Below are 23,510 nucleotides of genomic sequence, written 5' to 3'. Positions count from 1 at the left end.
GAAACGCCATGAAGTCCATCGTCGACGGAGTGATCAAATTTCAGCAGCATGCCTTCCCGGCGCTGTCGTCGCTGTTCAAGGAGCTGGCCACCACCCAAAGCCCGAGCGCGTTGTTCATCACCTGTTCGGACAGCCGCGTCGTGCCCGAACTGCTGACCCAGCAGGATCCCGGCGACATCTTCGTCATCCGCAACGCCGGCAATATCGTGCCGTCCTACAGCTCCGAGCCCGGCGGCGTGACCGCCACGGTCGAGTACGCAGTCGCGGTGCTGGGCGTGACCGACATCGTCGTCTGCGGCCACTCGGACTGCGGCGCGATGACCGCCATCTCCAGCTGCAAGTGCCTGGATCACTTGCCGGCCGTGGCCAGCTGGCTGCGCCACGCGGATTCGGCCAAGGTCGTCAACGCCGCCCGCACCCACGCCTCGCCGGCCGCGCGGCTCAACTCCATGGTGCGCGAAAACGTCATCGCGCAGCTGGTCAACATTCGCACCCATCCCTCGGTGGCGCTGGCGCTGGAGCAGGGCCGCCTGAACCTGCACGGCTGGGTCTACGACATCGAAACCGGCGCCATCGTGGCGCTGGACGGCGAGACCAACAGCTTCGTTCCGCTGGCCGACCATCCCCACACCCAGGCGACGCCACCGAAACACAGCGCCCTGGCCGCCTGACCATCCACCCACCCCGTTAATAAAGGAAATCACCATGCAACAGTCGAATGTATTTCAAGATCCCCGCCTCGAAGTCACCTATCGCGTGCTGGCCGCCAAGGCGCTGAAAGACCTGTCCTGGAAAGAGATCGCCGCCGGCAGCGGCCTGAGCGTCCCGTACGTGACCGCCGCGCTGCTGGGCCAGCACACGCTGAACAAGGAAGCGGCCGAGCTGGTGTGCCAGCGCCTCGGCCTGGACCAGGCCGACGCCGCGCAACTGCAAGCCATCCCCCTGCGCGGCAGCATCCCCGGCGGCATCCCCACTGATCCGACGATCTATCGTTTCTATGAAATGGTGCAGATCTATGGCACGACCCTGAAGGCGCTGGTGCACGAAGAGCTCGGCGACGGCATCATCAGCGCGATCAACTTCAAGCTGGACTTCAAGACCGAGGACGATCCCGAAGGCGGCAAGCGCGCCGTGATCACCCTGAACGGCAAGTTCCTGCCGAACAAGCCGTACTGACGCCAGCCCGGCCCACGCCAGCGCAGGCGTGGGCCACTCATCCGAAAGGCGCCCGACCGTGGCAACCATCCCGTCCAACAAGCTCGGCACAGGCCTCGTCGTCCTGATGTCCGCGGCCACCGGCGTCGCCGTGGCCAGCAACTACTACGCGCAACCGCTGCTGCACACCATCGCCGCCCGGCTGGGCATCTCCAACGCCGGCGCCGGATGCATCGTCACCGCCGCCCAGCTCGGCTATGCCCTGGGCCTGATGCTGCTGGTGCCGCTGGCCGACCTGTTCGAGCGCAAGCGGCTCATTGTCGTGATGGCCCTGCTGTCCGCGGCGGGGCTGATGCTGACGGCGCTCGCCGACAGCCTGGTGCTGGTGCTGGCCGGTACGCTGGTCACCGGCCTGTTCTCGGTGCTGGCGCAAATCCTGGTGCCGTTCGCGGCCACGCTGGCCGCGCCGGAAGAGCGCGGCCGGGTCGTCGGCAACGTCATGAGCGGCCTGCTGCTCGGCATTCTGCTGGCGCGGACCGTCGCCGGCTATTTGTCCGCCGCCGCCGGCTGGCAGGCGGTGTACTGGTTCGGCGCCGCCATGATGGTCGCGACGGCGATCGCGCTTGGCCGGGCGCTGCCCCGGCATCACCAGTCGGCGGGGCTGAGTTATCCGCGCCTGCTGGCCTCGACCCTGTCCCTGTTCGCGGAAGAACCGGTGCTGCGCATCCGTGCCTTCCTGGGTGCGGTGGTGTTTTGCGTGTTCAGCGTGCTGTGGACTTCGCTGTCCTTCCTGCTGGCGGCCGAACCCTACCGCTACGACGACGGCACGATCGGCCTGTTCGGGCTGGTCGGCGCGGCGGGCGCGCTGGCCGCTTCGCCGGTCGGGCGCTGGGCGGATCGCGGCAAGGCCGGCCTGGTCACCAGCGTGGGACTGAGCCTGCTGCTGCTGTCCTGGCTGCCGCTGGCCGCCGCCAGGACGTCCGTCGCCGCACTCGTGGCCGGCATCCTGGTGCTCGACCTGACGGCGCAGGCGGTCCACGTGATGAACCTCAGCGTCATCAACCAGCTGCGTCCCGACGCCGGAAGCCGCCTCACGGCCTGCTACATGACCTGTTATTTCATCGGCGGCGCCACCGGCTCCTTGCTGTCCACCTACGTCTACGCCCGCGCCGGGTGGAGCGGCGTGTCGCTGGCCGGCGCCGCGCTGAGCCTCGTCGCGCTGGCCGCCTGGCGCGTTCAGCCGGCGCGGATCGCGTCCGCCGAGGCAAGCAAATTGTGACCACCGGCGGCGCCTCGGCGGCCGCCCGGGATGGACGCCGGCGCTACCAAAGATGCTTGCCGTCGATGACCTCGATGTGGGCGGTGGCGGCGTCGAAGTCATCGAACAGGCGGGCGTTGACGCCGAGCCGGCGGGTATGCTGGTCCCAACTGCCGTCCGGCTCGAACGCCGGACTATCGGAGTAGGTGGCGCAGCCGCAGCTGGCGCAGAAATGATGCGCCACCAGCTTGGTATGCCAGCGATACACCGCATCGTCGGCCGCCGCCGACGTCACGTGAAACTGGGCAACCGGGTAGTACGCCAGCAGTGCGCCGCGCTTGGCGCAAAACGAGCATGTGCAGCGGGTCAAGGCGACGGGAATCTCGCCGTCGATACGAAACGTGGTCTTCCCGCAGTGGCAGCTTCCTGTGATCGTCATATCGTTCTCCTTTTTCCCAGCCTACCATTTGCGCGTCATTGGTGGAGCAAGGCTGGTGGTTTGTGACAGCGGGCACAGCACTGCGGACTTGGCCGCCGTACAATCGGCGGCTACTTCCTGAAAAGAGCCAGATGAACCGAGCGCTGCTGACCATCCTTGCCACCGTTGTCCTGAGCGCCGTCGGCATCGGGCTGACCATGCCCATCATTCCGCAACTGATGCGCGACGTCGGCCATACGTCCGAGCTGGGCTGGCGCTTCGGCGCCTTCACCGGACTGTATGCGCTGATGCAGTTCATCTTCTCGCCCATCCTCGGCGTGCTGAGCGACCGCATCGGCCGCCGGCCGGTGCTGCTGCTGTCGCTGGCCGGCGCCGTGGTCGACTACCTGTTCATGGCGATGGCGCCGACGCTGGCCTTGCTGTTCGTGGGCCGCGCGATCGCCGGCATCACCGGAGCCAGCATGGCCGTGACGTCGGCCTACATCGCCGACGTCACGCCGGAAGACCAGCGCTCGCGCCGCTATGGCCAGCTGGGCGCCTGCTTCGGCATCGGCTTCATCATCGGTCCGGTGATCGGCGGCCTGCTGGGCGAATGGTGGGTGAGGGCGCCTTTCCTGGCGGCCGCGGCGATGAATGCCGTCAACCTGGTGCTGACCTTGCTGGTGGTGCGTGAATCGCACGCGGCGCGCGCCAGCGACGCGGGGGCCACGGGGCGCATGTCCTTCAATCCGCTGACCAACCTGCGCTGGGCGGCCGGCTTCAAATCGTTGTTGCCGTTGATCGGGGCGTCCGGCCTGCTGGTGGTGATCGGTGAAATCGGCGGCACCGTGTGGGTGCTGTACGGCGAGGACAAGTTCGCCTGGGACTCGCTGACCATCGGCATTTCGCTGGCCTGCTTCGGCGCGTTTCACGCGCTGGCGCAAGCGTTCATCGTGGGGCCGATTGCGGAGCGCTGGGGCGAACGCCGCGCGCTGATGGTGGGCATCGCGGCCGACAGCTGCGCCTATGTCCTGATCGCATTGGCCAACCAGGGCTGGATGGCCTTCGCGCTGATGCCCTTGTTCTGCCTGGGCGGCATCGGCGCGCCGGCCCTGCAATCGCTGGTGTCGGCCAGCGTCGGCCCGGACCAGCAGGGCAAACTGCAAGGCGTGCTGGCCAGCACCGCCAGCCTGGCGACCGTGATCGGCCCGGTGGCGATCAGCACGATCTACTTCATGTCGCGCGGCAGCTTCCCCGGCCTGGTGTGGCTGATCGGCGCAGGCCTGTATGTGTTCTGCCTGCCGGTGTTGATGCGCAAGCCGGAGGTGCCGTCGGCCGCATCGTAGCCGGCGGCACTTCAGCAGCGCAGCCGGTATTCCGTGGGGCTCATCCCTTCGGTGCGCCGGAACGCGGCGGCGAAGGCGGACGGGGTCTGGTAGCCGACCGCCATCGCGACCTGGGTCAGCGGTATCGAAGGATCGGCCACCAATGCGCGGGCGCGCGCCATGCGCTGGCTCAGCAGCCATTGATGCGGCGTCAGGCCGGTGCTGCGGCGGAAGGCGGCGCAGAAGTAGAAGCGGGATAAGCCGGCCAGCTTCGCCAAATCATCCAGCCGCACTTCCTCATCGAGCCGCTCCCGCAGATAGTCCGTCACGCGGCGCACCTGCCAGTTCGCCAGGCAGCCGCTGGCGCGCTTGCCCTGGTCGTGGCAGGTGGTCGAGTGGGCGCGCACCAGTTGCATGCACAGCAGGTCGACCGCCTGCTCGACAAACAGGCCGTTGCCGGCATCGTCGCGGCAGGCTTCGGAAGATAGGATCTCCAGCAAGGCACTGGCGGTGGGATCGGGCAGCGCCACCCGGTCCAGCAGCTGGACCGCCGGACCGCGATGGCCGGTCGCCTCGGCGCAGGTTTGCAGGCGCGCGTCCGAAAAATAAACATGCGAAACCTCGATCGCGCCGGCGATCATCCAGGCCGCCTCATGACCGCTGGGGATCACCGTGATCGCCTTCTGCCGCGTGACGCCTTGCTGGTAGCGGCTGCCGTCGCGCCATTCGATTCTTTGCGGCGCGCCGTAATAGGTCATGACCACATGGTCCGCCATCGGCTCGACGTGGGATGTGAAGCCACTGTGGGCCCAACGCTCGGTGATGGATGCGCCACGGCCGCACACGTCGGGCCGCAGGCGCGGCGCGACATCGAGTACGCGATTCATCTCCTGCATGGCGCTGCGGTCCAGCATGACTTGATATCTCCATTGGCGACAACCTTGTAAGGATATCACTGCTTTACCCCGATCCAGCGCATGCGTGACATGGCACAAGGTTCCAGCAGCAGCAACTCGGCATGGGTGTCGAGCGCCGCCTCGGTCGCGCGCAAGGCAGGGTGCAGGGCGGCCAGCGCCTGCATGTCTTGCACGATGGCTATCCAGACCACGCAATCGGTATCGACCGCCTCCAGTAGGCCCGCCTCCACCACGCCGACGCCGCGGTAGCGGTCCACGAGCTCGTCGACGCGTTCGAAGCAGGCGCCGTGGAACAGGTGGACCAGCACCACGCCGCGCTTGCAGCGAGGTTCGCGCAGCGGATCGGCGGGTGGCAGAAGCGGGAGGGCGTGCATGTGATTCGGGGCCTGCAACAGCATTGTGTGTTCTGTTAGCGGTGTTGCAGCCTGCGCTGCGCGCGCGCTTTCTGTGCTTGGATAAGCCCGCAGCGAAAGATGATTGCCGCGCCGGCCCGCCTCGGTGAAGCAGCCGTACGCGGTGCCGTCGTGACAGGGCTGCAACCGTGGCGGGCCACGGTGCAGCAGGATGATGGCAGGCGGCTGTTGGTCCATGCGGCGGCTCCTGACGAGGGGGAAGTATGGGTTACGTGGAGATTTTCACGTTAGCCGGGCTTCCCTGCTGTTCCGGAGTTGTTGGAACTATTCCGAAATTGCCGCCGTGGTCGCGCTGTAAGCAGCGGCCAAGGGCCGTTAGAGCGTAAGTTCAATCAACTTACGAGGTTGCAGGTTCGTAAGTGCACTGAGTAACTTTGGTACCAGCTTGCGCAATGAGTCGAGGTGATTATCTGTCGTGGCGAGGACGATCACTGCTATAGGCAGCGTGCTGAGATTTTGTTGATACTGCATGTTCCTGTCGCCGGTTATCAGAACATCAAAAGCAGTCGCTGCAAGTGCCAGTACTTGACCGTTCTTTGCGCCTCCCCAGCCGCAGGAAACGACAGTCCTGACTTGATGGCCAGACAGTTCCGCAGCGAATCGGCGTCGCAAGGACTCATCTAACAGGATCTGCATTGTCGGTCCGCACATTGTTCAGCGATCACTAGTGCCGCGATCGCTGCGCTTTTTGATACCGATGGAAAGTCGGAAAGAAAACCTTGAAGGGACTCTCCGGCTTTCAAGTAATCAAAGAGTGCCGAAAGTGGCACGCGAGTCCCCACAAACACCGTGGCGCCGCTATAAATCTCCGGATCACGATGGATGACTTGCTGGCTCATATGTCCTCCTGCTCTGTCGATCGACTATACCTAAAGGCAGTATAGTCGATCTGGTGCAGCATCAAATGCCGGTTATCGCTTGCCGAACTTGTCCTTCGAGCGGGCCACGGCGGCGCGTTGCATCACCTTCCACTTGGCGACTTCGGCGATGCGGTCCAGCGGCGTCTGCTGGCTGCGGCGCGCTTCGCGCAGCAGCTTGTGGTAGTTCAGCAGACGGTCCTCGTCCACCGCGCCGCGCACCGCGCAGCCGGGCTCGCCCGCGTGGCGGCAGTCGCGGAACTGGCATTGCGCCGCCAATGCGTCGATGTCGTCGAAGGCGGCCGTCAGGCTGGCCTCGTCGGCGTCGGGCTGCCAGCTGCGCAGGCCCGGCGTGTCGATGATGCAGGCGCCGCCGGCGCAGCGGTGCAGCGAGCGCGACGTGGTCGTGTGCCGGCCGCGCCCATCCCCCTTGCGCACGCCGCCGGTCTGCTGGCCGGCCTGCGTCAGCGTGTTGGTCAGCGTGGACTTGCCGGCGCCCGAGGAGCCCAGCAACACCAGCGTCTGGCCCGCACCCAGCCACGGCGCCAGCTGCCGCGCCGCGTCGTCGCTGAGCGTGTTCACGGCCAGCAGCGGAATGCTGGCGGGCAGGCGCTGGCGCAGCAGCTCCATGCGCTGGTCCACCTCGTCGCCGATGTCGGCCTTGCTCATCACCACCACCGGCTCCACGCCGGCCGTCTTGACGATGGCGAGGTAGCGTTCCAGCCGGCGCGGATTGAAGTCGTGGTCCAGCCCCATCACCAGCAGCGCCGTGTCGACATTGCTGACCAGGCTGTGATGTCGGCCGTCGTTGCCGCGTCGGGCGATGTGGGTGGTGGGCGGCAGCAGCGCGCTGAGCCAGCGCTCGTCGTGGGCCAGCGTGGTGCTGAGCACCCAGTCGCCGACGGCCAGCGCGGCGTCGTGCAGCGCCGGCAGTACGCGGGCGCGGAACTCCTCGCGGCCGTCGTGGACGGTGAGCCAGTCGCGCTGGATTTCCGTGATGCGCGCCAGCCGGGCGTTGGCCGGTGCGTCGTGCAAGAGGTAAAGCTGGTTGGCGATGGTTTGCGTTAAGCCGATAAGGCGCAGCGATTCAAAATCGATGTCGATCATGGTGTGTGTGTTTCCTGATTCCGGTAAGACGAGCAATACCCTTCGCGACTGGACGAATGGGTGGCGAATACGGGAAGTCAGCTGCGCGAGAACGCGTGGATCAACACACTACAGAGGGGAGTCCCGACGTAATCAGGCAGCCGACAGGAGGGCAGTATCTACTTGGCGCATCTTATGGTCTCCTGTGGGTGGATAAGGCGCTCAGTGTCTCATCGGATGATGGCGCCGTCAATTGTCTTCGCACATTCTGACGCCTGTTGATTACAGGTGGTCGACTTCGATCACGGCCTGGGCGAAGGCGCGCGGCGCTTCCTGCGGCAGGTTGTGGCCGATGCCGCCGATGATCGTTTCATGCTTGTACTTGCCGGTGAAGCGCTTGGCGTACGCGACCGGCTCGGGGTGTGGCGCGCCGTTGGCGTCGCCCTCCAGCGTGATGGTGGGCACCGTGATGGCGGGGAATTGCGCGAGGCGCGCTTCCAGGCCGGCATACTGCGCTTCTCCGGACACCAGGCCGAGCCGCCAGCGGTAGTTGTGCACCGTGATGGCCACGTGGTCCGGGTTGTCCAGCGAGGCGGCGCTGCGGTCGAAGGTGGCGTTGTCGAAGCGCCATTGCGGCGAAGCGGTTTGCCAGATCAGTTTGGCGAAATCGTGGCGGTTCTTTTCGTAGCCGGCCTGGCCGCGTTCGGTGGCGAAGTAGAACTGGTACCACCATTGCAGTTCGGCGCCTGGCGGCAGCGGCTGCTTGCCGGCCTCCTGGCTGCCGATCAGGTAGCCGCTCACCGACACCAGTCCCTTGACCCGTTGCGGCCACAGCGCCGCCACGATGTCGGCGGTGCGCGCGCCCCAGTCGTAGCCGGCCAGCACGGCCTTGTCGATCTTCAAGGCATCCATCAGCGCCACCACGTCGGCGGCCAGCGCGGCCGGTTCGCCGTTGCGGACCGCCTTGGCATCCAGGAAGCGCGTGCTGCCGTAGCCGCGCAGGTGCGGCACGATCACGCGGTAGCCGGCCTTGGTCAGCAGGGGAACGACGTCGACGTAGCTGTGGATGTCATACGGCCAGCCGTGCAGCAGGATCACCACCGGGCCGTTGGCCGGCCCCTCATCCGCGTAGCCTACGTTGAGCACGCCGGCGTCGATCTGCTTGATCGCTGCAAAGGGCTGCTGCTCCTGTGCCATGGCTGGCAGGGCAAATTGCGTGGCGATGGCGGCTGCTACGGCGAGGATGCGGATGTTCTTCATGGTTCACTCCTGGGTTGGCGGATCGTTTGGGATGAATTACTTATTGCGATAATCATTATGAACGTAAATATATACCGGGATTCCGCACTTTTCAAGTACGATAATGATTATCTCGATAAATAAATTTTGGAGTTCATATGAGCAATGACCACCATGCCCGCAAGAACGTCGCGAAACTGGGCGATTTCATGTGCTTCGCGATCTATTCGACCAACCTGGCCTACTCGCGCGTCTACAAGCCCGTGCTCGAGCAGCTCGGCCTGACTTACACGCAGTACGTCACCATCATTTGCCTGTGGGAGGAGGACCGGCAGACGGTCAAGGGGCTCAGTGAAAAGTTGTTCCTGGAGCCGAGCACGCTCACGCCGATGCTCAAGCGCCTGGAAGCCATGGGTTATGTGCGCCGCGAGCGCGACACGGAAGACGAGCGCAGCGTGCGCGTGTCGCTGACCGACGCCGGGCGCGCGCTGCGTGAAAAAGCCTTCGATTACCGGGAGATCACGGCCAAGGCGGCGGGCCTGGCGCCCGAAGAATTCCGCGCTTTGCAGAAAGCGGTGGTCAATCTACGCACCAACCTGATGGACGCGGCAGACCCGGCGCCGTGATCCGCCCTCACGCCGATTCCCTGCAACCGCGGCGATAGTCGGCCGGCGGCTTGCCGACCAGTTTTTCGAAATCGGTGGTGAAGTGGGCCTGGTCGTAGTAACCCAGCGCCTGCGCCAGCGCGGCCAGGTCGACCTCGCTGCCGTGCGACAGCTGATCGGCCGCGTCCAGCAGGCGGTTGCGGCGTATCACCCATTTCGGCGTGGCGCCCACGTATTCCTTGAACAGCATCTGCAGGCTGCGCACGCCGATGCCCGCGTGGTCGGCCAGCTGCCGCACCTGGGTGATGTCGGGATGCTGCCGGACCGCGTCCAGTATCTGCGCGATGCGCGCGGTCTGCGGATCGGGCGCGGGCAGGGTGCGGCGCAGGATGGCGCTGGCCGCCTCCACCATGCCGTCGTCGTCGGGCGCCGCCAGCACGCTGCGTTCGGCCTCGGCGTCGTCGCAATCGAACAGCGCCGACAGCGGCAATTCGCGGTTGGTCGCGGTCTGCACCGGCTGCTTGAGGAAACTACGGAACGCCCCCGGCAGAAAGCGCACGCCGAGGATGCGGCCGCTGCCCTTGAGCGTGTATTCGAAAGCCCCCGTCATCACGCCGAACACCGCCGTGCGGCCGGCGTCGAACACCAGGTGGATGCAGGGCGAGGGCAGGGTGCGCTGCACGTGGACCACGCCGTCCGGCAAGGTCCACGCCACCAGCCAGAAGTACTCGACGAAAGGCGCCAGGTCGGGCGCCGGCAGGTAGCGTTCCAGGCGGAAGGCTTTCTCGGCTGCGGCGGGATAGACCACGCCTTTGGGCCGGCTCGTCACGGTTTGCATGATCGGGTTCGCGTTTTTACAAGACCGTCATCATAGCAAGAGATAACGTGGCGTTTCTTCACCATCGACAGGAGAAACACCATGGCACCCCAACTGACCTTGTACCACTGCCCGTATTCGCGCTCCAGCGGCGTGATGGCCTTGCTGGAAGCGCTGCACGCCCCCTACGCGCTGCATGTGATGAACATGAAAAAGGGCGAGAACCGCGAAGCCGCCTACCTGGCCGTCAACCCGATGGGCAAGGTGCCGGCGATCCGCCACGGCGACGCCATCGTCACTGAGCAGGTGGCGATCTACCTGTACCTGGCCGACCTTTTCCCGGACGCCAAACTGGCGCCGCCGCCGGGCGATCCGCTGCGCGGGCCTTACCTGCGCTGGATGGCGTTCTACGGCAGCTGCTTCGAGCCGGCCATCGTCGACAAGTGGATGAAGAACACGCCGGCCGACAAGGCGTCCTGCCACTACGGCGATTTCGACACCATGTTCAACACCTTCATCGAACAGTTGTCGAAGGGGCCGTACATGCTGGGCGAGCAATTCAGCGCGCTCGACGTGCTGTGGGCCACGTCGCTGGGCTGGATGGGCGCCTTCGACCTGCTGCCCAAGCTGCCCGTGATCGAGCAGTACGTGGCGCGCGTCATCAGCCGGCCCGCTTTTGCCGCAGCCAACGCCAAGGATGGCGAACTGGCCGCCGCCCAAGCCGCCTGAGCACACGGCGCAACAAACACGCCGCGCACAATAGCAGTTGCATATTGTCATCGTCTATTTCCTGAGTGATAATTTGGTTGGCACTTAGTCCACCCAGGGGGAAATACATGAAGACAATGCTCGTGCTGTTGGCCGTCGTGGCGATGACCGGTTGCGCATCGGTGGTGGCAGGCAAAGCGCAACCGCTGGCGGCGATGATGCAGCCGCTGGCAGCGCCTGCCATGAGCGTCAACGAACCGGTCGTCGATGTGCCGCTCAAGCTGATGTCGCCCAGCCAGAGCGCCGCCAGGGTCAACTGATCGCGGGAGGCGCGCGCCGCACCGTGTTGACCTGGCAGGCGGCCGGCTGCAGGGCCGCTTCGATGATGGCGAGCGCCACATCAGGCTGCGCGCTGCCGCACATGAAGATGTCGGCGGCGGCGAAGCCGCATTCGGGCCAGGTGTGGATCGAGATGTGCGATTCCGCCAGCAGCACCACGCCGGTCACGCCCAAGCCTTCCCCGAAGCCGTGGAAATGGCTGAACAGCACGCGCGCGTGCGCGGCCCCGGCGGCCGCGCGCAACAACGCCTCCAGCGCGGCGCAATCGCTCAATTTTTCGGCGGCGATGCCGCTCAGGTCCGCCAGTAGATGCGTGCCGGCCGGCTGATGCACGGCCGCCCGGTCCGGGAGCGCCTCGCGTTTCACTTGTGGCCCCCGCCGCCGGAGCCGCCGCCGTAGCTGCCGCCGCCACCGCCGGTGTTCGAGCTCCAGGTGCTGCCCCGGTAGCCGCTGCTGTAGTTGCTGTTGCCGCTCACGGCGCGCATCCAGCTGCTGCCCGAGGTGACCACGGAAACGATGACCGCGTAGATGAAGAATTTGCTCATGATTTGTCTTCGTTATCCATAAACCAGGCGGGCAGGTAGATCGCCGCCGCGCCGAGCAGGCTGAGGAACCAGGTGCCGGAGAAGTTCATCAGCAGCGGTATCGCGTTAATCGCCAGCATGAACCAGATGATGAACTTGGCGGTATCGCGGTAGCGGCGCTTGCCGCCCTTGCTTGCCGCCGGCGCGCCCACGCGGCCCTTGAACTTGTCGCCGAACCAGGCCTTGAGCTGGTCGGCCGACACCGGCGACGAGCGCGACCAGGTCATTTCCTGGTCCGTGCTTTCGGCGGCCAGGCGGATCTGGCCGGCGGAGAATTCCTCCACCCGCGTGCGGTCGCCCGCCGCCACGCGCCAGTTGAAGGCGCCGGCGGCGAAGGTCACCACCGAGCCGTAGTCGTACAGGCGGGAGAACCGCGACCTGTCCACCGTCACCTCCGGCGCGCCGGGCGCGTACGCCACCGGCCACTCGGCCATCACGTTCGAGCCGGACCAGCCTTCGTCCGTCTCCACCAGCCACGAGAAGCCGGCGCGGGTGCCGTACATCAGGTACTCGTTCCACTGCGTGCCCTCGTCGTCGGCGCGGCGCATCATGCCGATGATGGTGAAGTCCTGATTGTTGATCCTGGCGGTCGCGCCCAGTTCTATCGTCATCGGCACGGCGGCCACGCGCTCGCCGGCGGCCAGCACTTCGGCCTTCGGGCTGGCGGCGTCGATCTGCGCGTGGCAGGCCGGGCACACCAGCGTGGCCGTCACGCCGGGGATGTACTTGATGCCGCTGCCGCACGACGGGCAGTCGAGCGCATCGAGCTTGCCGCGATAGCGTCCGGCCGCGCGCTGGATGGTGTCGTCGTCGCGCAGCAGCTGGCACTTCATGCTCTCCAGCGTGACGGCCAGGCCGGTGTAGACCACCGGGCGCGGCGAATCCGAATAATCGAGCGTGATGAATTCCCCGCCACGGCGGAAGTCCGCCACCCTGGCCTGGTAGCCTTCGCCCACCTTGAACGGCAGCTCGCCCTGGCCGCCGATGCAATCGGCGGTGCGGATTTCGGCGGCGGTGTACAGCGCGCCGTTGATCGGGAAATTCTGGCCGGGCTGCAGATGCTCGAACACCGGCAGCTGCGTCGCGGCCACGGGATCGATCTTGAATTCGGCGGTGACGGTGTACATGCCGGACGAATCGCCCAGCCACGAGGTCACGCCGTCGTCGAACAGCAGGTACCACTCGTTCCACATGCCGGCCGAGTAGCGCAGCTGGATGCGGCCGACCACCGTGAACTGGCGCTTGCCCAGCACACCGGAGGTGCCGATCTGGATCGGCGAGTAGTCCTCCAGCACGGACGACATCTTGCCCAAGTCCTTGACCGAGTCGGCGTCCTTGAGCACGCTGGTGCTGCAATATTCGCAGACAGCCATAACCGAGGCATGCGAGCGGAATTTGACTTCCGCGCCGCAGCTGGGACAGGAAACGATTTGCATTAGCCGAGCAGTTTTTTCAGCAGTTCGGCCTTGGTGCTGTCGTAGTCGGTAGCCGTGATCAAGCCCTTGTCGAGCAGACCCTTAAGTTTTTCCAGCCGCGCCTCGATCGAGTCCTCGGCCGGTGCCGCAGGAGCCGCGGCCGCCGGCGCGGCCTGCGGCGCCAGCGACGCGCCCAGCGCCTGGCCCATCACCTGGCCCAGTTGCACGCCCGCTCCCAGGCCGACGCCGATGCCGGCCATGCCGCCCTCGTTCTGCGCCGCCAGCGGGATCGCGGTGGCCGCCTGGTACTTGGTGAAGCCGGCCATCTTGTCGGCGCTCATGCCGCCCTTCATGCCGGCGGAGATGCGCTCGTCCAGCGCGGCCTGCAGTTCCTCCGGCAGGCTGACGCTGGCGACGTTGAATTCATCGAGGCCGATGCCGTAGCGCCCGAACGCCGTGGCCAGGTCGCCCTTGACCTGCTGCGCCATCAGCGCCTGGTTGGCCGCCATGTCGAGGAAGGGCACTTGCGCGCTGCCCAGCGAGCTGGCCATGGTCGCCATCAGGATGCCGCGCAGCTGTTCTTCCACCTCGTCGCGGGTGTAGGCCTCGCGGGTGCCGCTGATCTCCTTGAAGAACAAACGCGGATCGGCCACGCGGTACGAGTACATGCCGAAGGCGCGCACGCGCACCATGTCGAAGTCCTTGTCGCGGATGGTGATCGGCTGCGGCGTGCCCCATTTGCGGCCGGTCTGCACGCGGGTGCTGAAGTAGTAGACGTCCGACTTGAACGGCGAGTCGAACAGCTTGTCCCAGTTTTTCAGGTTGGTCAGCACCGGCAGGGTCTGCGTGGTCAGCTTGTGGGTGCCGGGGCCGAACACGTCGGCGATCTGGCCCTCGTTGACGAACACCGCCATCTGCGATTCGCGCACCACCAGCACGCCGCCGTTCTGGATCTCCTGGTCCTGCATCGGATAACGCCACGCGAGGACGCCGTCGACTTCCTCGTTCCACTGCAGTACGTCGATAAACTGCTTCTTGATAAAGCTGCCTAAGCCCATGATGGTCCTCGCTTGATTAGGAAATGCAGGCGCCGTTGATGGCGCCGATGGAAATGGAGATCGCGCCCAGCAAGCCGCCGAAGGCCGCGTTGTTGCCTTCGATCTGGTCCTTCGACATGTTCAGCGCGCGCGTGGTGATGGCGTAGGCCAGCATCTGCACCACCATCGCGCCGAGCGCCCAGGCGGAGAACTCGCGGTAATCGGCAGTATGCACCAGCGCCGAGGCGATGGTGATGGAAAAACCTATCAAGGCCCCGCCCAGCGATAGCGCCGCGGCGAAATTCCCCTGCCGTATCAGCAGCACCTCGTCGAAAGGCGTCATCCACGTGTAGGCTTTGAAAAAGACCGCCAGCAGCACTGCAGCCAGTAAAAGATGAATCAGGTAGTTTTGGATGGCGGGCACGGCGCACCTTGGGTTAAAGTGGTTAACTTGCTAACGCTCAAACATATTAGTGCAAAAATAGCTAAATGACCAAAAAGATTCTCATCCTGTCCGTCTTCGTCGTCGCTTCCTGCGGCCTTGCCTACGAATTAATCGCCGGCGCCTTGTCCAGCTACCTGCTGGGCGACTCGATCCTGCAATTTTCCACCATTATCGGCTGCTACTTGTTCGCCATGGGCGTGGGCGCGCACTTTTCCAAGTATGTCAGGGATGAGGATGTGCTGGCGCGCTTTGTGGACATCGAACTGGCGGTCGGCCTGGTGGGCGGCCTGTCGGCGGCGGTGTTGTTCCTGACCTTCTCGTGGATGGCGGCGCCGTTCCGCACGCTGCTGTACGTGATGGTGTTCCTGATCGGCGCCTTCGTCGGCATGGAGGTGCCGCTGGTGATGCGCGCCCTGAACGAGCGCAAGACCGAATTCAATGAGCTGGTCAGCCGCGTGCTGACCTTCGACTACCTGGGCGCGCTGGCCGTGTCGCTGCTGTTCCCGCTGGTGCTGGCGCCGTATCTGGGGCTGGTGCGGACCGGATTCTTGTTCGGCATGCTGAACGTGGGCGTGGCCCTGTGGACCATCACCGCGTTTCGCACGGAGCTGAAGAACGTCACCGGCCGCATGCTGCGCGCCGCCAGCGTGATGTGCGTGCTGGTGTTCGGCTTCGCCTTCGCCGACAAGATGACCTACTGGGGCGAGCATGGCCTGTTCGGCGACGAGATCGTGTACGCCACCACCACGCCCTACCAGCGGCTGGTGATCACGCGCTGGAAGGACGACCTGCGCCTGTACATCAACGGCAACCTGCAATTCTCCTCGCGCGACGAGTACCGCTACCACGAGGCGCTGGTGCATCCGGTGCTGCAACCGCTGCCCTGGGCGCGGCGCGTGCTGGTGCTGGGCGGCGGCGACGGCCTGGCGCTGCGCGAGATCCTGCGCTATCCGAACATCGAGCAGGTCACGCTGGTGGACCTCGACCCGGCCATGACCGGGGCCTTCACCAAGCGCGAGGAGCTGGTCAAGTTGAACCACGGTTCCTTCAGCGACAAGCGCGTGCGCGTCATCAACGCCGACGCCGCGATCTGGCTGCAGCACAACGACGACATGTTCGACGCCGTCATCGTCGATTTCCCCGATCCGTCCAGTTTCGCGCTGGGCAAGCTGTATTCGGTGCCGTTCTACGGCATGGTGAAGAAGCATTTGGCCGCCAACGGCTTGATGGTGGTGCAATCGACGTCGCCGTTCTTCGCGCCGCACGCCTACTGGACCATCGACGCCACGCTGCGCGAGGTCGGCCTGAAGACCTATCCGTACCACGCCTACGTGCCGTCGTTCGGCGAATGGGGCTTCATTCTCGCCACGCCGCAGGCGGACTATAAGCCGCCCACCGAATACCGCCTGCCGATGCGCTACCTGAACGCCGACACCACGCGCGAGATGTTCATCTTCCCGCCGGATATGAAGGCCTTGCCGATGGAGCCGAACCGCCTCAACACGCAATCGCTGGTGCACGAGTTCGAGCAGGACTGGCGCCGGGTGATACGCTGATGCTGCGCCGTTCCTTCCTGGTATGGGCCGGTGCCAGCGGCGTGGTGGCGGCGGGCAGCGTGGCGGGATTTCACCGCTGGCAGGAGATCACGCCAGCGGTGCATTATCCGGGCCGCGCCGAGGGCCACTTCCTGCGCGAGCGCCGCCCCTTGCCGCCGCCATCGAAAGTTATCCACACCGATATCGCCATCCTCGGCTCCGGCGTGGCCGGCCTGACCGCCGCGTGGAAGCTGAAAAAGCTCGGCAAGACCGACGTGCTGATGATCGACGGCCCTCAGCCGCACGGCAACGCCGCCGGCGGCGCCTTCGGCGACCTCGAATATCCGACCGGCGCGCACTACCTGCCGCTGCCGTCGCCGGAATCGGTGCACGTGCGCGAGATCCTGGCCGACCTGGGCATCATCCAGAAGGATGCGATGGCGGAGAAGCCCTACTACGACGAGCGCTACATCCTGCACGGGCCGGAGGAGCGGCTGCTGTTCAACGGCCACTGGCAGGACGGCTTCATTCCCACCGACGGCGTGCCGCAGTGGGAGCGCGACGAACACACGCGTTTCTTCGCCGAGGTGACGCGGCTGCGCCAGACGCATGGAGCGGACGGCCGCCGCGTGTTCGTGTTCCCCACCGTGCTGTCGTCGGAAGATCCGCAGTGGCAGGCGCTGGACCGCATCACGCTCAAGCAATGGCTGGAGCAGAACGGCTACAAGTCGCCGACGCTGCACTGGTACCTGAACTACTGCTGCCGCGACGACTACGGCACGCGCTACGACCAGGTCTCGGCCTGGGCCGGGCTGCACTACTACTGCAGCCGCTGGGGACAGGCCGCCAACGCCGGCAACGGCGCCTGGCTCACGTGGCCGGGAGGCTTGCAGCCGCTGGCCTCCGGCATCGAGCGCGCGTCCGGCGTGCAGCGCATGGCCGGCACCGCCGTGTCGCTGAAGACGACGGCGGACGGCGTCGAAGCGCTGTGCTTCAAGCTGGAAAACGGCCAGCCGTCGAGCTACATCGTCCGCGCCCGCAAGGCCATCTGCGCGATGCCGACCTACGTGGCGGCGCGGGTGGTGGAGAACATCGCCGCCTACGGCTTCGATCCGGCCCAACACGTGCCGCAATACGCGCCGTGGATGGTGGCGAACTTCCTGCTCAAGCGCTTCCCGGACGAGCGACCCAGCCAGCCGCTGTCCTGGGACAACGTGGTGTACAGCGAGCCGGGACTGGGCTTCGTCGTTTCCACCCACCAGGACATCCGCGTGCAGCCGCCGGAGAAGACCGTGTTCAGCGCCTACGTCGCGCTGTCGGACCGCAAGCCCGGCGCCGCGCGCCGCTGGATGGAGGCCGCCACGCCGGAGGAGCTGCTGGCGCTGGCCAGCGCCGATTTGAAGGAGGCCTACGGATCGCAGTTCGCCTCCTGCGTCGAGCGGGTCGACATCACGCTGCGCGGCCACGCCATGGCCTCGCCGGGGCCCAACTTCCGCAGCAACGCCGGCATGAAGGCGCTGCGCGAGGTGGATGGCCCCATCCTGTTCGCGCACGCCGACCTGTCGGGCTTCTCGGTATTCGAGGAAGCCGCGTGGTGGGGCTGCCGTGCCGCCACTCTTGCCGCAAAGTGATAAGCTAGTCCCATGACACATAACGCCCGCCAGCGCTTCGGCGCCCCCGCCAAACTGAAACTGCGTGAAAGCGACGCAGACGACGCGGCATTTTCCAGCCGCTCCGCCAACCCGGAACTGAGCAAGGCCAAGGCCAAGACGCTGGACCTGAAGCGCACCGCCGCGCTGATAGACCGCATCGGCGCCCTGCAGGACAAGCTGTATGCGCAGCGCCGGCAGAAGGTGCTGCTGATCCTGCAGGGCATGGACACCGCCGGCAAGGACGGCACGATACGCGTCATGTTCAACGGAATCAGCCCGATGGGCGTGCGCGCGGCGGCCTTCAAGCAGCCGACCGACAACGAACTGGCCCACGACTACCTGTGGCGCGTGCACCAGCAGGTGCCGGTCAAGGGCGAGATCGCGATCTTCAACCGCAGCCACTACGAAGACGTGTTGATCACCAAGGTGCAGGGCATGATCGACGGCGACGAATGCAAGCGCCGCTACGCGCAGATCCGCGATTTCGAGCGCATGCTGGCGGAGACGGGCACCGTGGTCGTCAAGGTGTTCCTGCACATCTCGAAGGAAGAACAGCGCCAGCGGCTGCAGGAGCGGCTGGACGATCCCGACAAACAATGGAAGTTCAACCCGGCCGACGTCGAACAGCGCAAGAAATGGGACGACTACCAGCGCGCCTACGAGCGCGCCATCCGCGAGACCAACATGCCGCACGCGCCATGGTACGTGGTGCCGGCCAATTCCAAGACCCACCGCAATCTGGTGGTCGCCAGCCTGCTGCTGGAGACCCTGGAAGACATGGACCTGGCCTATCCCGACCCGCATCCCGACCTGTCCTCGTTCACCGTCGAGTAAAAGGAGCCTACTCATGCTGAAACTTAAAGATCCCACCCTGCTGCGCCAGCAGGCTTACATCGACGGCGCCTGGAGCGACGCCGACAACGGCGCCACGCTGGCCGTGACCAATCCCGCCACCGGCGAGCAGCTCGGCACCGTGCCGCTGATGGGCGCAGCCGAAACGCGCCGCGCCATCGCCGCCGCCAAAGTCGCCTGGCCGGCCTGGCGCAAGAAGAGCGCCAAGGAGCGCGCCGCCATCCTGCGCAAGTGGAATGACCTGATCCTGGAGAACACCGAAGACCTGGCGCAGCTGATGACGGCCGAACAGGGCAAGCCGCTGGCCGAGTCGCGCGGCGAGGTGGCGTATGGCGCCTCCTTCATCGAGTGGTTCGGCGAGGAGGCCAAGCGCGTGGCCGGCGAGACGCTGGCCTCGCCGTGGCCGGACCGCCGCCTGCTGGTGACCAAGGAGCCGATCGGCGTCTGTGCTGCCATCACGCCGTGGAACTTCCCGATCGCGATGATCACCCGCAAGGCCGGCCCGGCGCTGGCGGCGGGCTGTCCGATGGTGCTCAAGCCGGCCGAATCGACGCCGTACTGCGCGCTGGCGCTGGCCGTGCTGGCCGAGCGCGCCGGGGTGCCGGCCGGCGTGTTCAGCGTGGTGACGGGCACGCCGAAGGAGATCGGCGGCGAGATGACGTCCAACCCCACCGTGCGCAAGCTGACCTTCACCGGCTCCACGGCGGTGGGCCGCCTGCTGATGGAGCAGAGTGCGCCGACCATCAAGAAGCTGTCGCTGGAACTGGGCGGCAACGCGCCGTTCATCGTGTTCGACGACGCCGACCTGGACGCGGCGGTGGAGGGCGCGCTGGCCTCCAAGTACCGCAACGCCGGCCAGACCTGCGTCTGCGCCAACCGCATCTACGTGCAGGACGGCGTGTACGACCGGTTCGCCGAGAAGTTGGTGGCGGCCGTGGCCAAGCTCAAGGTCGGCAACGGCGCGGAGGAGGGCGTCACGCAAGGCCCGCTGATCGACGAGAAGGCCGTGCAGAAGGTGGAGCAGCACGTGGCCGACGCGCTGGCCAAGGGCGGCCGCCTGCTGGCCGGCGGCAAGCGCCACGCGCTGGGCCACAGCTTCTTCCAGCCGACCGTGATCGCCGACGTCACCAGCGACATGATCGTCGCCACCGAGGAGACCTTCGGCCCGCTGGCGCCGCTGTTCCGCTTCACCACCGACGAGGAAGTGGTGGAGCTGGCCAACAGCACCGAGTTCGGCCTGGCCAGCTACTTCTATTCGCGCGACATCGGCCGCATCTGGCGCGTGGCGGAGGGGCTGGAGAGCGGCATGGTCGGCGTCAACAGCGGCCTGATCTCCAACGAGATCGCGCCATTCGGCGGCGTCAAGCAATCGGGCCTGGGGCGCGAGGGTTCGCACTACGGGCTGGACGATTTCCTGGTCATCAAATACATCTGCATGGGCGGGATCTAGCGGCCGTTAGCGCAGCCGCACCAGCATGGTGGCCGGCGCCACGCCGGTCAGCCGGTCCACCATGCGCTTGACGGCGGCCATCTGGTTGCCGGATTTTTGCGCGTAGCGCGCGTCGTCGTAGGCGAACCAGTCCCAGCACGCCTTGGGATTGGTGTACGGGTAGATCGCCGACGCCTGCGGGTACAGCACCACGATCTTGTTGCTGTCGGCCCAGGCGTTGTAGCCGGCGCGCTCGACGAAGGTGGTGCCGATGTCGTCCAGGTCCTGCTCGCAGCCGTGGAAGGCCACATGCAAGCGGCAACCCGCGCCGTTGTTGCCGTCGCAGGCCTTGGGCACGTACAGGTAGCCGGTTTCGGCCATGCCGTGCCAGCCCGGCAGCGGCAAAAATTCCGACTGGTCGAAGGCGATGAAGCGGCCGCTTAGCGTGCCGTTGTTGCGCGGCGTGAGCGGGCCGTAGATCCAGCGCAGCAGCTCGCCCGCCGCGTCGTAGCCGCAGTTGTTGATGTAGGGCGTGCCCAGCGTGGCGCAGCTGTTGCCGTACTGGTCGGTCGGCATCGCGTGCTCGGCCGGCAGGTTGCGGGTGTAGGAGATGTGGTCGGCGTCGATGTAGTGGCGATAGTAGAAGAACAGGTCGTTCATCACCGGCTGCGGCACGACCGTATCGGCGCTGCCGGACAACATCCAGATGTGGTGGCCGGCCAGGGCGGCGGGCGGATCGATGCCGCCGGCGCCGGCGAACCAGTCGGTGAAGGCGATCAGCTCGGCGATGTGGGTGCCGCCGGGGCGCACGCGGCACGGGAACAGCTCGCTGGTGCAGCTGCAGCTGGTGGTCGCGATGAGCACGCTGCCCTGCGAGCAGAAGTACGGCCCGCCCGCGATGATGCCGGCCCCTTGCACCGTCTGCGAGAAGGCCACCTCGAACTGCACCGCCATGTAGGCGCCGGACGACAGGCCGGACACGGTGACCTGGGTGGCCGTCATGTTCGGCAGCGTGACCGTTTGCGCCGGGGCGGGGCCGGCCAACAGCAAACACAGCAGGCAGAGCAGCTTCGTCATGGCATCCTCGCGTCAGGTCAGGCATGCAGTGTGGAGCAGCGGGGCGCATTCCGCTTAATTTCGCTCAATCGTGCGCGGGGCGGGAAGGGGTTATCCACAGCCTCGGCAAGCAGGCCGGCCGAGTTTGGCATAAAATGGTTTTTTCCCTTTTCCGGCCGACCATCATGTCCAAGACCCTTGCCCAGTTATGCCTGTTTTCCGCGCTGACCGTGATGGCCAGCGCCTCCGCTTTTGCGCAAGCCCCCGTGGCCGCACCGGCCGCCGCACCCGCCGCCGCGCCGGCCAGCTGCCCGGCCATCCTCAAGCAGACCTTCAAGCGCCTGCAGGACGAATCGCCGCAGGACCTGTGCCAGTATTCCGGCAAGGTGATTTTGGTGGTCAACACGGCCAGCTACTGCGGCTTCACCAACCAGTACGAAGGGCTGGAGGCGATGTACGCCAAGTACGGCAGCAAGGGCCTGGTGATCCTGGGCTTCCCGTCGAACGACTTCGGCCAGCAGGAACCGGGCAGCAGCAAGGAAATCGCCGACTTCTGCTACAACACCTACGGCGTGAAGTTCCCGATGTTCGCCAAGTCGGTGGTGTCGGGCAAGGAACCGAATCCGCTGTTCGCCAACCTGATCAAGATCACCGGCAAGGCGCCGGCCTGGAACTTCCACAAATACCTGATTGACCGCAACGGCAAGGTGGTGGAGAACTTCGGCAGCAAGGTCACGCCTTCGGACAAGCAGCTGGTCGGCGCGGTGGAAAAAGCGCTGGCGATGTAAGCCGGGCTAGTCCAGCTTGTAGCGCTTTTGCAGGGCCTTGAGCTCGCCCGAGGCTTCCAGCTTGTGCACGCCGTCGGCCAGCGCGCGGACCCAGGTGTCGGCGCGGATATCCTGCGTCGCAAAGCCGATGGTCAGCGGCAGCTCGTTGTCGAGGCAGCCCGCCTGGCGGATGCGGCTGGCCACGTCGAGCCGCTTGCCCAGTTGCGCCATGACGGCGGAATGTTCCAGGATCACGCGATAGCGTCCGCCCAGCAGCTTCTGCACATTGGTGGTGCCGGCCGACGCGCCGAAGGCCAGCGCGATGAGGCCGGGCTGATGGCGGTTTTCCGCGATATAGGCATCCATCGGCCCGTCGTCGTAGCCGTAGTCGTCGATCACGCCCACCACCTGCGTCTTGAGCGACGCGATGGAGTGAAAATTCCAGTCGTCGCCGGCCCGCGTGTAGAAGCAGGCCCGCGACTGCGCCACGGGCGCACTCAGGCGCAGGCGCCGGTCGATGGGCGGGGCGTAGACGCCCTCGATATCGCCATGCACCGTCTGGGTGATGGCGCGGTTGAGCGGCATGAGCACCGGCTCCACCCGATAGCCTTCCGCAGCCATCGCCATCGTCGCCAGTTCCACCAGGTAGCCGCTGGGCGGCTTGCCGTCGAGCGCGCACACGTAGGGACACCAGTCGTCCGAGCCCAGGCGGATCAGCGGGCCGGCCTGCGCCGGGCCCGCCGAGGCCAGCAGGCAAGCGAGCAGCGCGGCGGTGGACATCCGGCCGGCGGTGACGGTCATGGAGCGCTCCAACGGCATCAGGCATTCCAGTATAGCGAAATGCGCCGGCGAGGGAAGCAACGCTGAACTTCGGCGTACGGCGGAGGTCTACCAGTGATGGCTGCTGCGGCGGCTCAACCGGCAGAGCAGGAGGACTTCATGGCGCGTATCGCGAAAAGGGCGGCAGCCGCGGCCAGCGGCCCGATCGATATCTCGTGTGGCGACATCGTCATCCGGACGACCATGCCGACGGCCCGGCAACTGGTGCGGGCGCGCGGCGAGGGCAGGCGGACCGCCATCATGCTGGTCGAGGCCGCAGGCGATATCGCCGTTGAACCCGGCACGCCCGTCTTCAGCCTTGATGCGCTAGACCCCGAGTTGGTGATACGTGAACTCGACGGCAGGGCGGCCAGGGGCTATTTCAAAGCCGGGAGATTTATTGAAGTCTTATAATCGAAGCGGATTGAACTTTTGCATAGGCTAGCGGTCTACCAGTAATGGCCGCCTCTGCGGCTTAACGGCCGGTGCTGGAGGAAGCTATGGCGCGTAACAGAAAAATGCAGATGATAGTTCCGCTGGCGGCGGATGATGTCGATCTGCGTGACAGTCGTCGTGTAACCAAGGCCTTACCTGAGGCAGTCGGCGCATTGCCTGCGGAGCTGAATCTGCGATTCAAGAGCGATACTCCGCTATTTTTCGCTGATCCCTCTGATCCGACGATCGTCATTCGCAAGCTCAGGCGAAAAACCTCTCGTGGCCGCTTTGTTGGCGGTAAGTTTGTCGAGATAAAGTGAGCATGTTGTGCGCGTGGTTCGCACCGT

At 65.7% G+C, this 23,510-nt stretch carries 29 protein-coding genes; 14 read left to right on the top strand and 15 right to left on the bottom strand.

The features are described 5' to 3' along the window. Positions 1–8: 8 nt before the first annotated feature. The 3 genes from HUX88_RS09190 to HUX88_RS09180 are packed head-to-tail and all read left to right on the top strand — an operon-like array spanning position 9 to position 2,434. On the top strand, positions 9–671 hold the full coding sequence (locus HUX88_RS09190; protein ID WP_176361569.1) for a carbonic anhydrase: 663 nt from the start codon (positions 9–11) through the stop codon (positions 669–671). 34 nt (positions 672–705) lie between these two features. Beyond that, positions 706–1,176 carry a cyanase gene (cynS, locus tag HUX88_RS09185; protein ID WP_161084268.1) on the top strand — a complete coding sequence of 157 codons (471 nt, stop codon included), beginning with the start codon at positions 706–708 and terminating at the stop codon, positions 1,174–1,176. 58 nt (positions 1,177–1,234) lie between these two features. Then, positions 1,235–2,434 carry an MFS transporter gene (locus HUX88_RS09180; protein WP_373886768.1) on the top strand — a complete coding sequence of 400 codons (1,200 nt, stop codon included), beginning with the start codon at positions 1,235–1,237 and terminating at the stop codon, positions 2,432–2,434. 43 nt (positions 2,435–2,477) lie between these two features. On the opposite strand, the gene HUX88_RS09175 is transcribed toward HUX88_RS09180, so the two are convergent. Beyond that, complete coding sequence (locus HUX88_RS09175; RefSeq protein ID WP_176361568.1) at positions 2,478–2,852, bottom strand: GFA family protein; 375 nt, start codon at positions 2,850–2,852, stop codon at positions 2,478–2,480. A gap of 80 nt (positions 2,853–2,932) precedes the next feature. Between HUX88_RS09175 and tet the strand changes: the two genes are divergently transcribed. After that, positions 2,933–4,177, top strand: coding sequence for a Tet(A)/Tet(B)/Tet(C) family tetracycline efflux MFS transporter (tet, locus tag HUX88_RS09170; RefSeq protein WP_301549467.1), 1,245 nt, complete (start codon positions 2,933–2,935; stop codon positions 4,175–4,177). Between the two features lie 11 nt (positions 4,178–4,188). On the opposite strand, the gene HUX88_RS09165 is transcribed toward tet, so the two are convergent. From HUX88_RS09165 to HUX88_RS09140, 6 genes are all read right to left on the bottom strand, one after another. Continuing rightward, positions 4,189–5,070 (bottom strand): AraC family transcriptional regulator, encoded by an 882-nt coding sequence (locus tag HUX88_RS09165; protein ID WP_176361566.1) that lies wholly within the window; start codon positions 5,068–5,070, stop codon positions 4,189–4,191. Between the two features lie 38 nt (positions 5,071–5,108). Continuing rightward, entirely contained in the window at positions 5,109–5,663 is a 555-nt protein-coding gene (locus HUX88_RS09160) for a hypothetical protein (protein ID WP_176361565.1), read from the bottom strand. Positions 5,664–5,801: 138 nt separating this feature from the next. Beyond that, a complete protein-coding gene (locus HUX88_RS09155; protein ID WP_176361564.1) occupies positions 5,802–6,122 on the bottom strand; it encodes a DUF5615 family PIN-like protein in 321 nt (106 codons plus the stop codon). Continuing rightward, positions 6,107–6,325 carry a DUF433 domain-containing protein gene (locus HUX88_RS09150; RefSeq protein ID WP_117012372.1) on the bottom strand — a complete coding sequence of 73 codons (219 nt, stop codon included), beginning with the start codon at positions 6,323–6,325 and terminating at the stop codon, positions 6,107–6,109. Before HUX88_RS09150 ends, HUX88_RS09155 begins: the two co-directional genes overlap by 16 nt. Before the next feature lie 72 nt (positions 6,326–6,397). Further along, entirely contained in the window at positions 6,398–7,450 is a 1,053-nt protein-coding gene (gene rsgA, locus HUX88_RS09145; protein ID WP_176361563.1) for a ribosome small subunit-dependent GTPase A, read from the bottom strand. Between the two features lie 261 nt (positions 7,451–7,711). Continuing rightward, complete coding sequence (locus HUX88_RS09140; protein WP_176361562.1) at positions 7,712–8,689, bottom strand: alpha/beta fold hydrolase; 978 nt, start codon at positions 8,687–8,689, stop codon at positions 7,712–7,714. Positions 8,690–8,826: 137 nt separating this feature from the next. Between HUX88_RS09140 and HUX88_RS09135 the strand changes: the two genes are divergently transcribed. After that, on the top strand, positions 8,827–9,294 hold the full coding sequence (locus tag HUX88_RS09135; RefSeq protein ID WP_176361561.1) for a MarR family winged helix-turn-helix transcriptional regulator: 468 nt from the start codon (positions 8,827–8,829) through the stop codon (positions 9,292–9,294). A gap of 7 nt (positions 9,295–9,301) precedes the next feature. Here the strand turns inward: HUX88_RS09135 and HUX88_RS09130 are convergent, their stop codons facing one another. Further along, positions 9,302–10,111, bottom strand: coding sequence for a helix-turn-helix domain-containing protein (locus HUX88_RS09130; RefSeq protein WP_176361560.1), 810 nt, complete (start codon positions 10,109–10,111; stop codon positions 9,302–9,304). Positions 10,112–10,192: 81 nt separating this feature from the next. Here HUX88_RS09130 and HUX88_RS09125 point away from each other — a divergent pair, with 81 nt between their 5' ends. Together HUX88_RS09125 and HUX88_RS09120 are read left to right on the top strand one after the other, a co-directional pair. Then, a complete protein-coding gene (locus HUX88_RS09125) occupies positions 10,193–10,819 on the top strand; it encodes a glutathione S-transferase family protein (protein ID WP_176361559.1) in 627 nt (208 codons plus the stop codon). A gap of 107 nt (positions 10,820–10,926) precedes the next feature. Continuing rightward, complete coding sequence (locus tag HUX88_RS09120; protein WP_147330368.1) at positions 10,927–11,118, top strand: hypothetical protein; 192 nt, start codon at positions 10,927–10,929, stop codon at positions 11,116–11,118. Here the strand turns inward: HUX88_RS09120 and speD are convergent. The 5 genes from speD to HUX88_RS09095 all read right to left on the bottom strand — a co-directional run bounded on the left by speD (position 11,111) and on the right by HUX88_RS09095 (position 14,597). Continuing rightward, complete coding sequence (speD, locus tag HUX88_RS09115; RefSeq protein ID WP_117012379.1) at positions 11,111–11,503, bottom strand: adenosylmethionine decarboxylase; 393 nt, start codon at positions 11,501–11,503, stop codon at positions 11,111–11,113. The two genes, HUX88_RS09120 and speD, sit on opposite strands and share 8 nt — an antisense overlap. Further along, positions 11,500–11,682, bottom strand: coding sequence for a hypothetical protein (locus tag HUX88_RS09110; protein ID WP_117012380.1), 183 nt, complete (start codon positions 11,680–11,682; stop codon positions 11,500–11,502). Before HUX88_RS09110 ends, speD begins: the two co-directional genes overlap by 4 nt. Next, the gene (locus HUX88_RS09105; RefSeq protein ID WP_229213092.1) at positions 11,679–13,094 is read right to left on the bottom strand and encodes a DUF4178 domain-containing protein; all 1,416 of its coding nucleotides are present in this window, start codon (positions 13,092–13,094) and stop codon (positions 11,679–11,681) included. The genes HUX88_RS09110 and HUX88_RS09105 overlap by 4 nt, the downstream gene beginning before the upstream one ends. A gap of 62 nt (positions 13,095–13,156) precedes the next feature. Beyond that, positions 13,157–14,194, bottom strand: coding sequence for an SPFH domain-containing protein (locus tag HUX88_RS09100; RefSeq protein ID WP_117012382.1), 1,038 nt, complete (start codon positions 14,192–14,194; stop codon positions 13,157–13,159). Positions 14,195–14,210: 16 nt separating this feature from the next. Continuing rightward, positions 14,211–14,597 carry a DUF350 domain-containing protein gene (locus tag HUX88_RS09095; RefSeq protein WP_117012383.1) on the bottom strand — a complete coding sequence of 129 codons (387 nt, stop codon included), beginning with the start codon at positions 14,595–14,597 and terminating at the stop codon, positions 14,211–14,213. Between the two features lie 65 nt (positions 14,598–14,662). Here HUX88_RS09095 and HUX88_RS09090 point away from each other — a divergent pair, with 65 nt between their 5' ends. From HUX88_RS09090 to HUX88_RS09075, 4 genes are read left to right on the top strand one after another with little or no spacing between them, the layout of a single operon-like run. After that, positions 14,663–16,174 (top strand): polyamine aminopropyltransferase, encoded by a 1,512-nt coding sequence (locus HUX88_RS09090; protein WP_176361558.1) that lies wholly within the window; start codon positions 14,663–14,665, stop codon positions 16,172–16,174. Then, positions 16,174–17,784 (top strand): NAD(P)-binding protein, encoded by a 1,611-nt coding sequence (locus HUX88_RS09085; protein ID WP_176361557.1) that lies wholly within the window; start codon positions 16,174–16,176, stop codon positions 17,782–17,784. Before HUX88_RS09090 ends, HUX88_RS09085 begins: the two co-directional genes overlap by 1 nt. A gap of 12 nt (positions 17,785–17,796) precedes the next feature. Continuing rightward, a complete protein-coding gene (locus tag HUX88_RS09080) occupies positions 17,797–18,639 on the top strand; it encodes a PPK2 family polyphosphate kinase (RefSeq protein WP_117012386.1) in 843 nt (280 codons plus the stop codon). 13 nt (positions 18,640–18,652) lie between these two features. Then, positions 18,653–20,107, top strand: a complete 1,455-nt coding sequence (locus HUX88_RS09075) for an NAD-dependent succinate-semialdehyde dehydrogenase (protein ID WP_176361556.1) — start codon at positions 18,653–18,655, stop codon at positions 20,105–20,107. A 6-nt stretch (positions 20,108–20,113) separates the two neighbouring features. On the opposite strand, the gene HUX88_RS09070 is transcribed toward HUX88_RS09075, so the two are convergent. Then, complete coding sequence (locus HUX88_RS09070; RefSeq protein WP_229219254.1) at positions 20,114–21,163, bottom strand: PHB depolymerase family esterase; 1,050 nt, start codon at positions 21,161–21,163, stop codon at positions 20,114–20,116. A 164-nt stretch (positions 21,164–21,327) separates the two neighbouring features. Here HUX88_RS09070 and HUX88_RS09065 point away from each other — a divergent pair, with 164 nt between their 5' ends. Continuing rightward, entirely contained in the window at positions 21,328–21,930 is a 603-nt protein-coding gene (locus HUX88_RS09065; RefSeq protein WP_176361555.1) for a glutathione peroxidase, read from the top strand. Positions 21,931–21,936: 6 nt separating this feature from the next. Here the strand turns inward: HUX88_RS09065 and HUX88_RS09060 are convergent, their stop codons facing one another. Continuing rightward, entirely contained in the window at positions 21,937–22,710 is a 774-nt protein-coding gene (locus tag HUX88_RS09060) for an ABC transporter substrate-binding protein (RefSeq protein ID WP_176361554.1), read from the bottom strand. A 138-nt stretch (positions 22,711–22,848) separates the two neighbouring features. On the opposite strand from HUX88_RS09060, the gene HUX88_RS09055 reads away from it, so the two are divergent. Both HUX88_RS09055 and HUX88_RS09050 read left to right on the top strand, forming a co-directional pair. Continuing rightward, positions 22,849–23,142 (top strand): hypothetical protein, encoded by a 294-nt coding sequence (locus tag HUX88_RS09055; protein ID WP_176361553.1) that lies wholly within the window; start codon positions 22,849–22,851, stop codon positions 23,140–23,142. 86 nt (positions 23,143–23,228) lie between these two features. Next, entirely contained in the window at positions 23,229–23,483 is a 255-nt protein-coding gene (locus tag HUX88_RS09050) for a hypothetical protein (protein ID WP_176361552.1), read from the top strand. Positions 23,484–23,510: the final 27 nt, after the last annotated feature.

Origin of the sequence: Duganella sp. BJB1802, from assembly GCF_013369445.1 — a bacterium.
Classification (GTDB): domain Bacteria; phylum Pseudomonadota; class Gammaproteobacteria; order Burkholderiales; family Burkholderiaceae_D; genus Rugamonas; species Rugamonas vulcania_A.
This window is presented reverse-complemented; position numbering and strand designations above follow the sequence as displayed.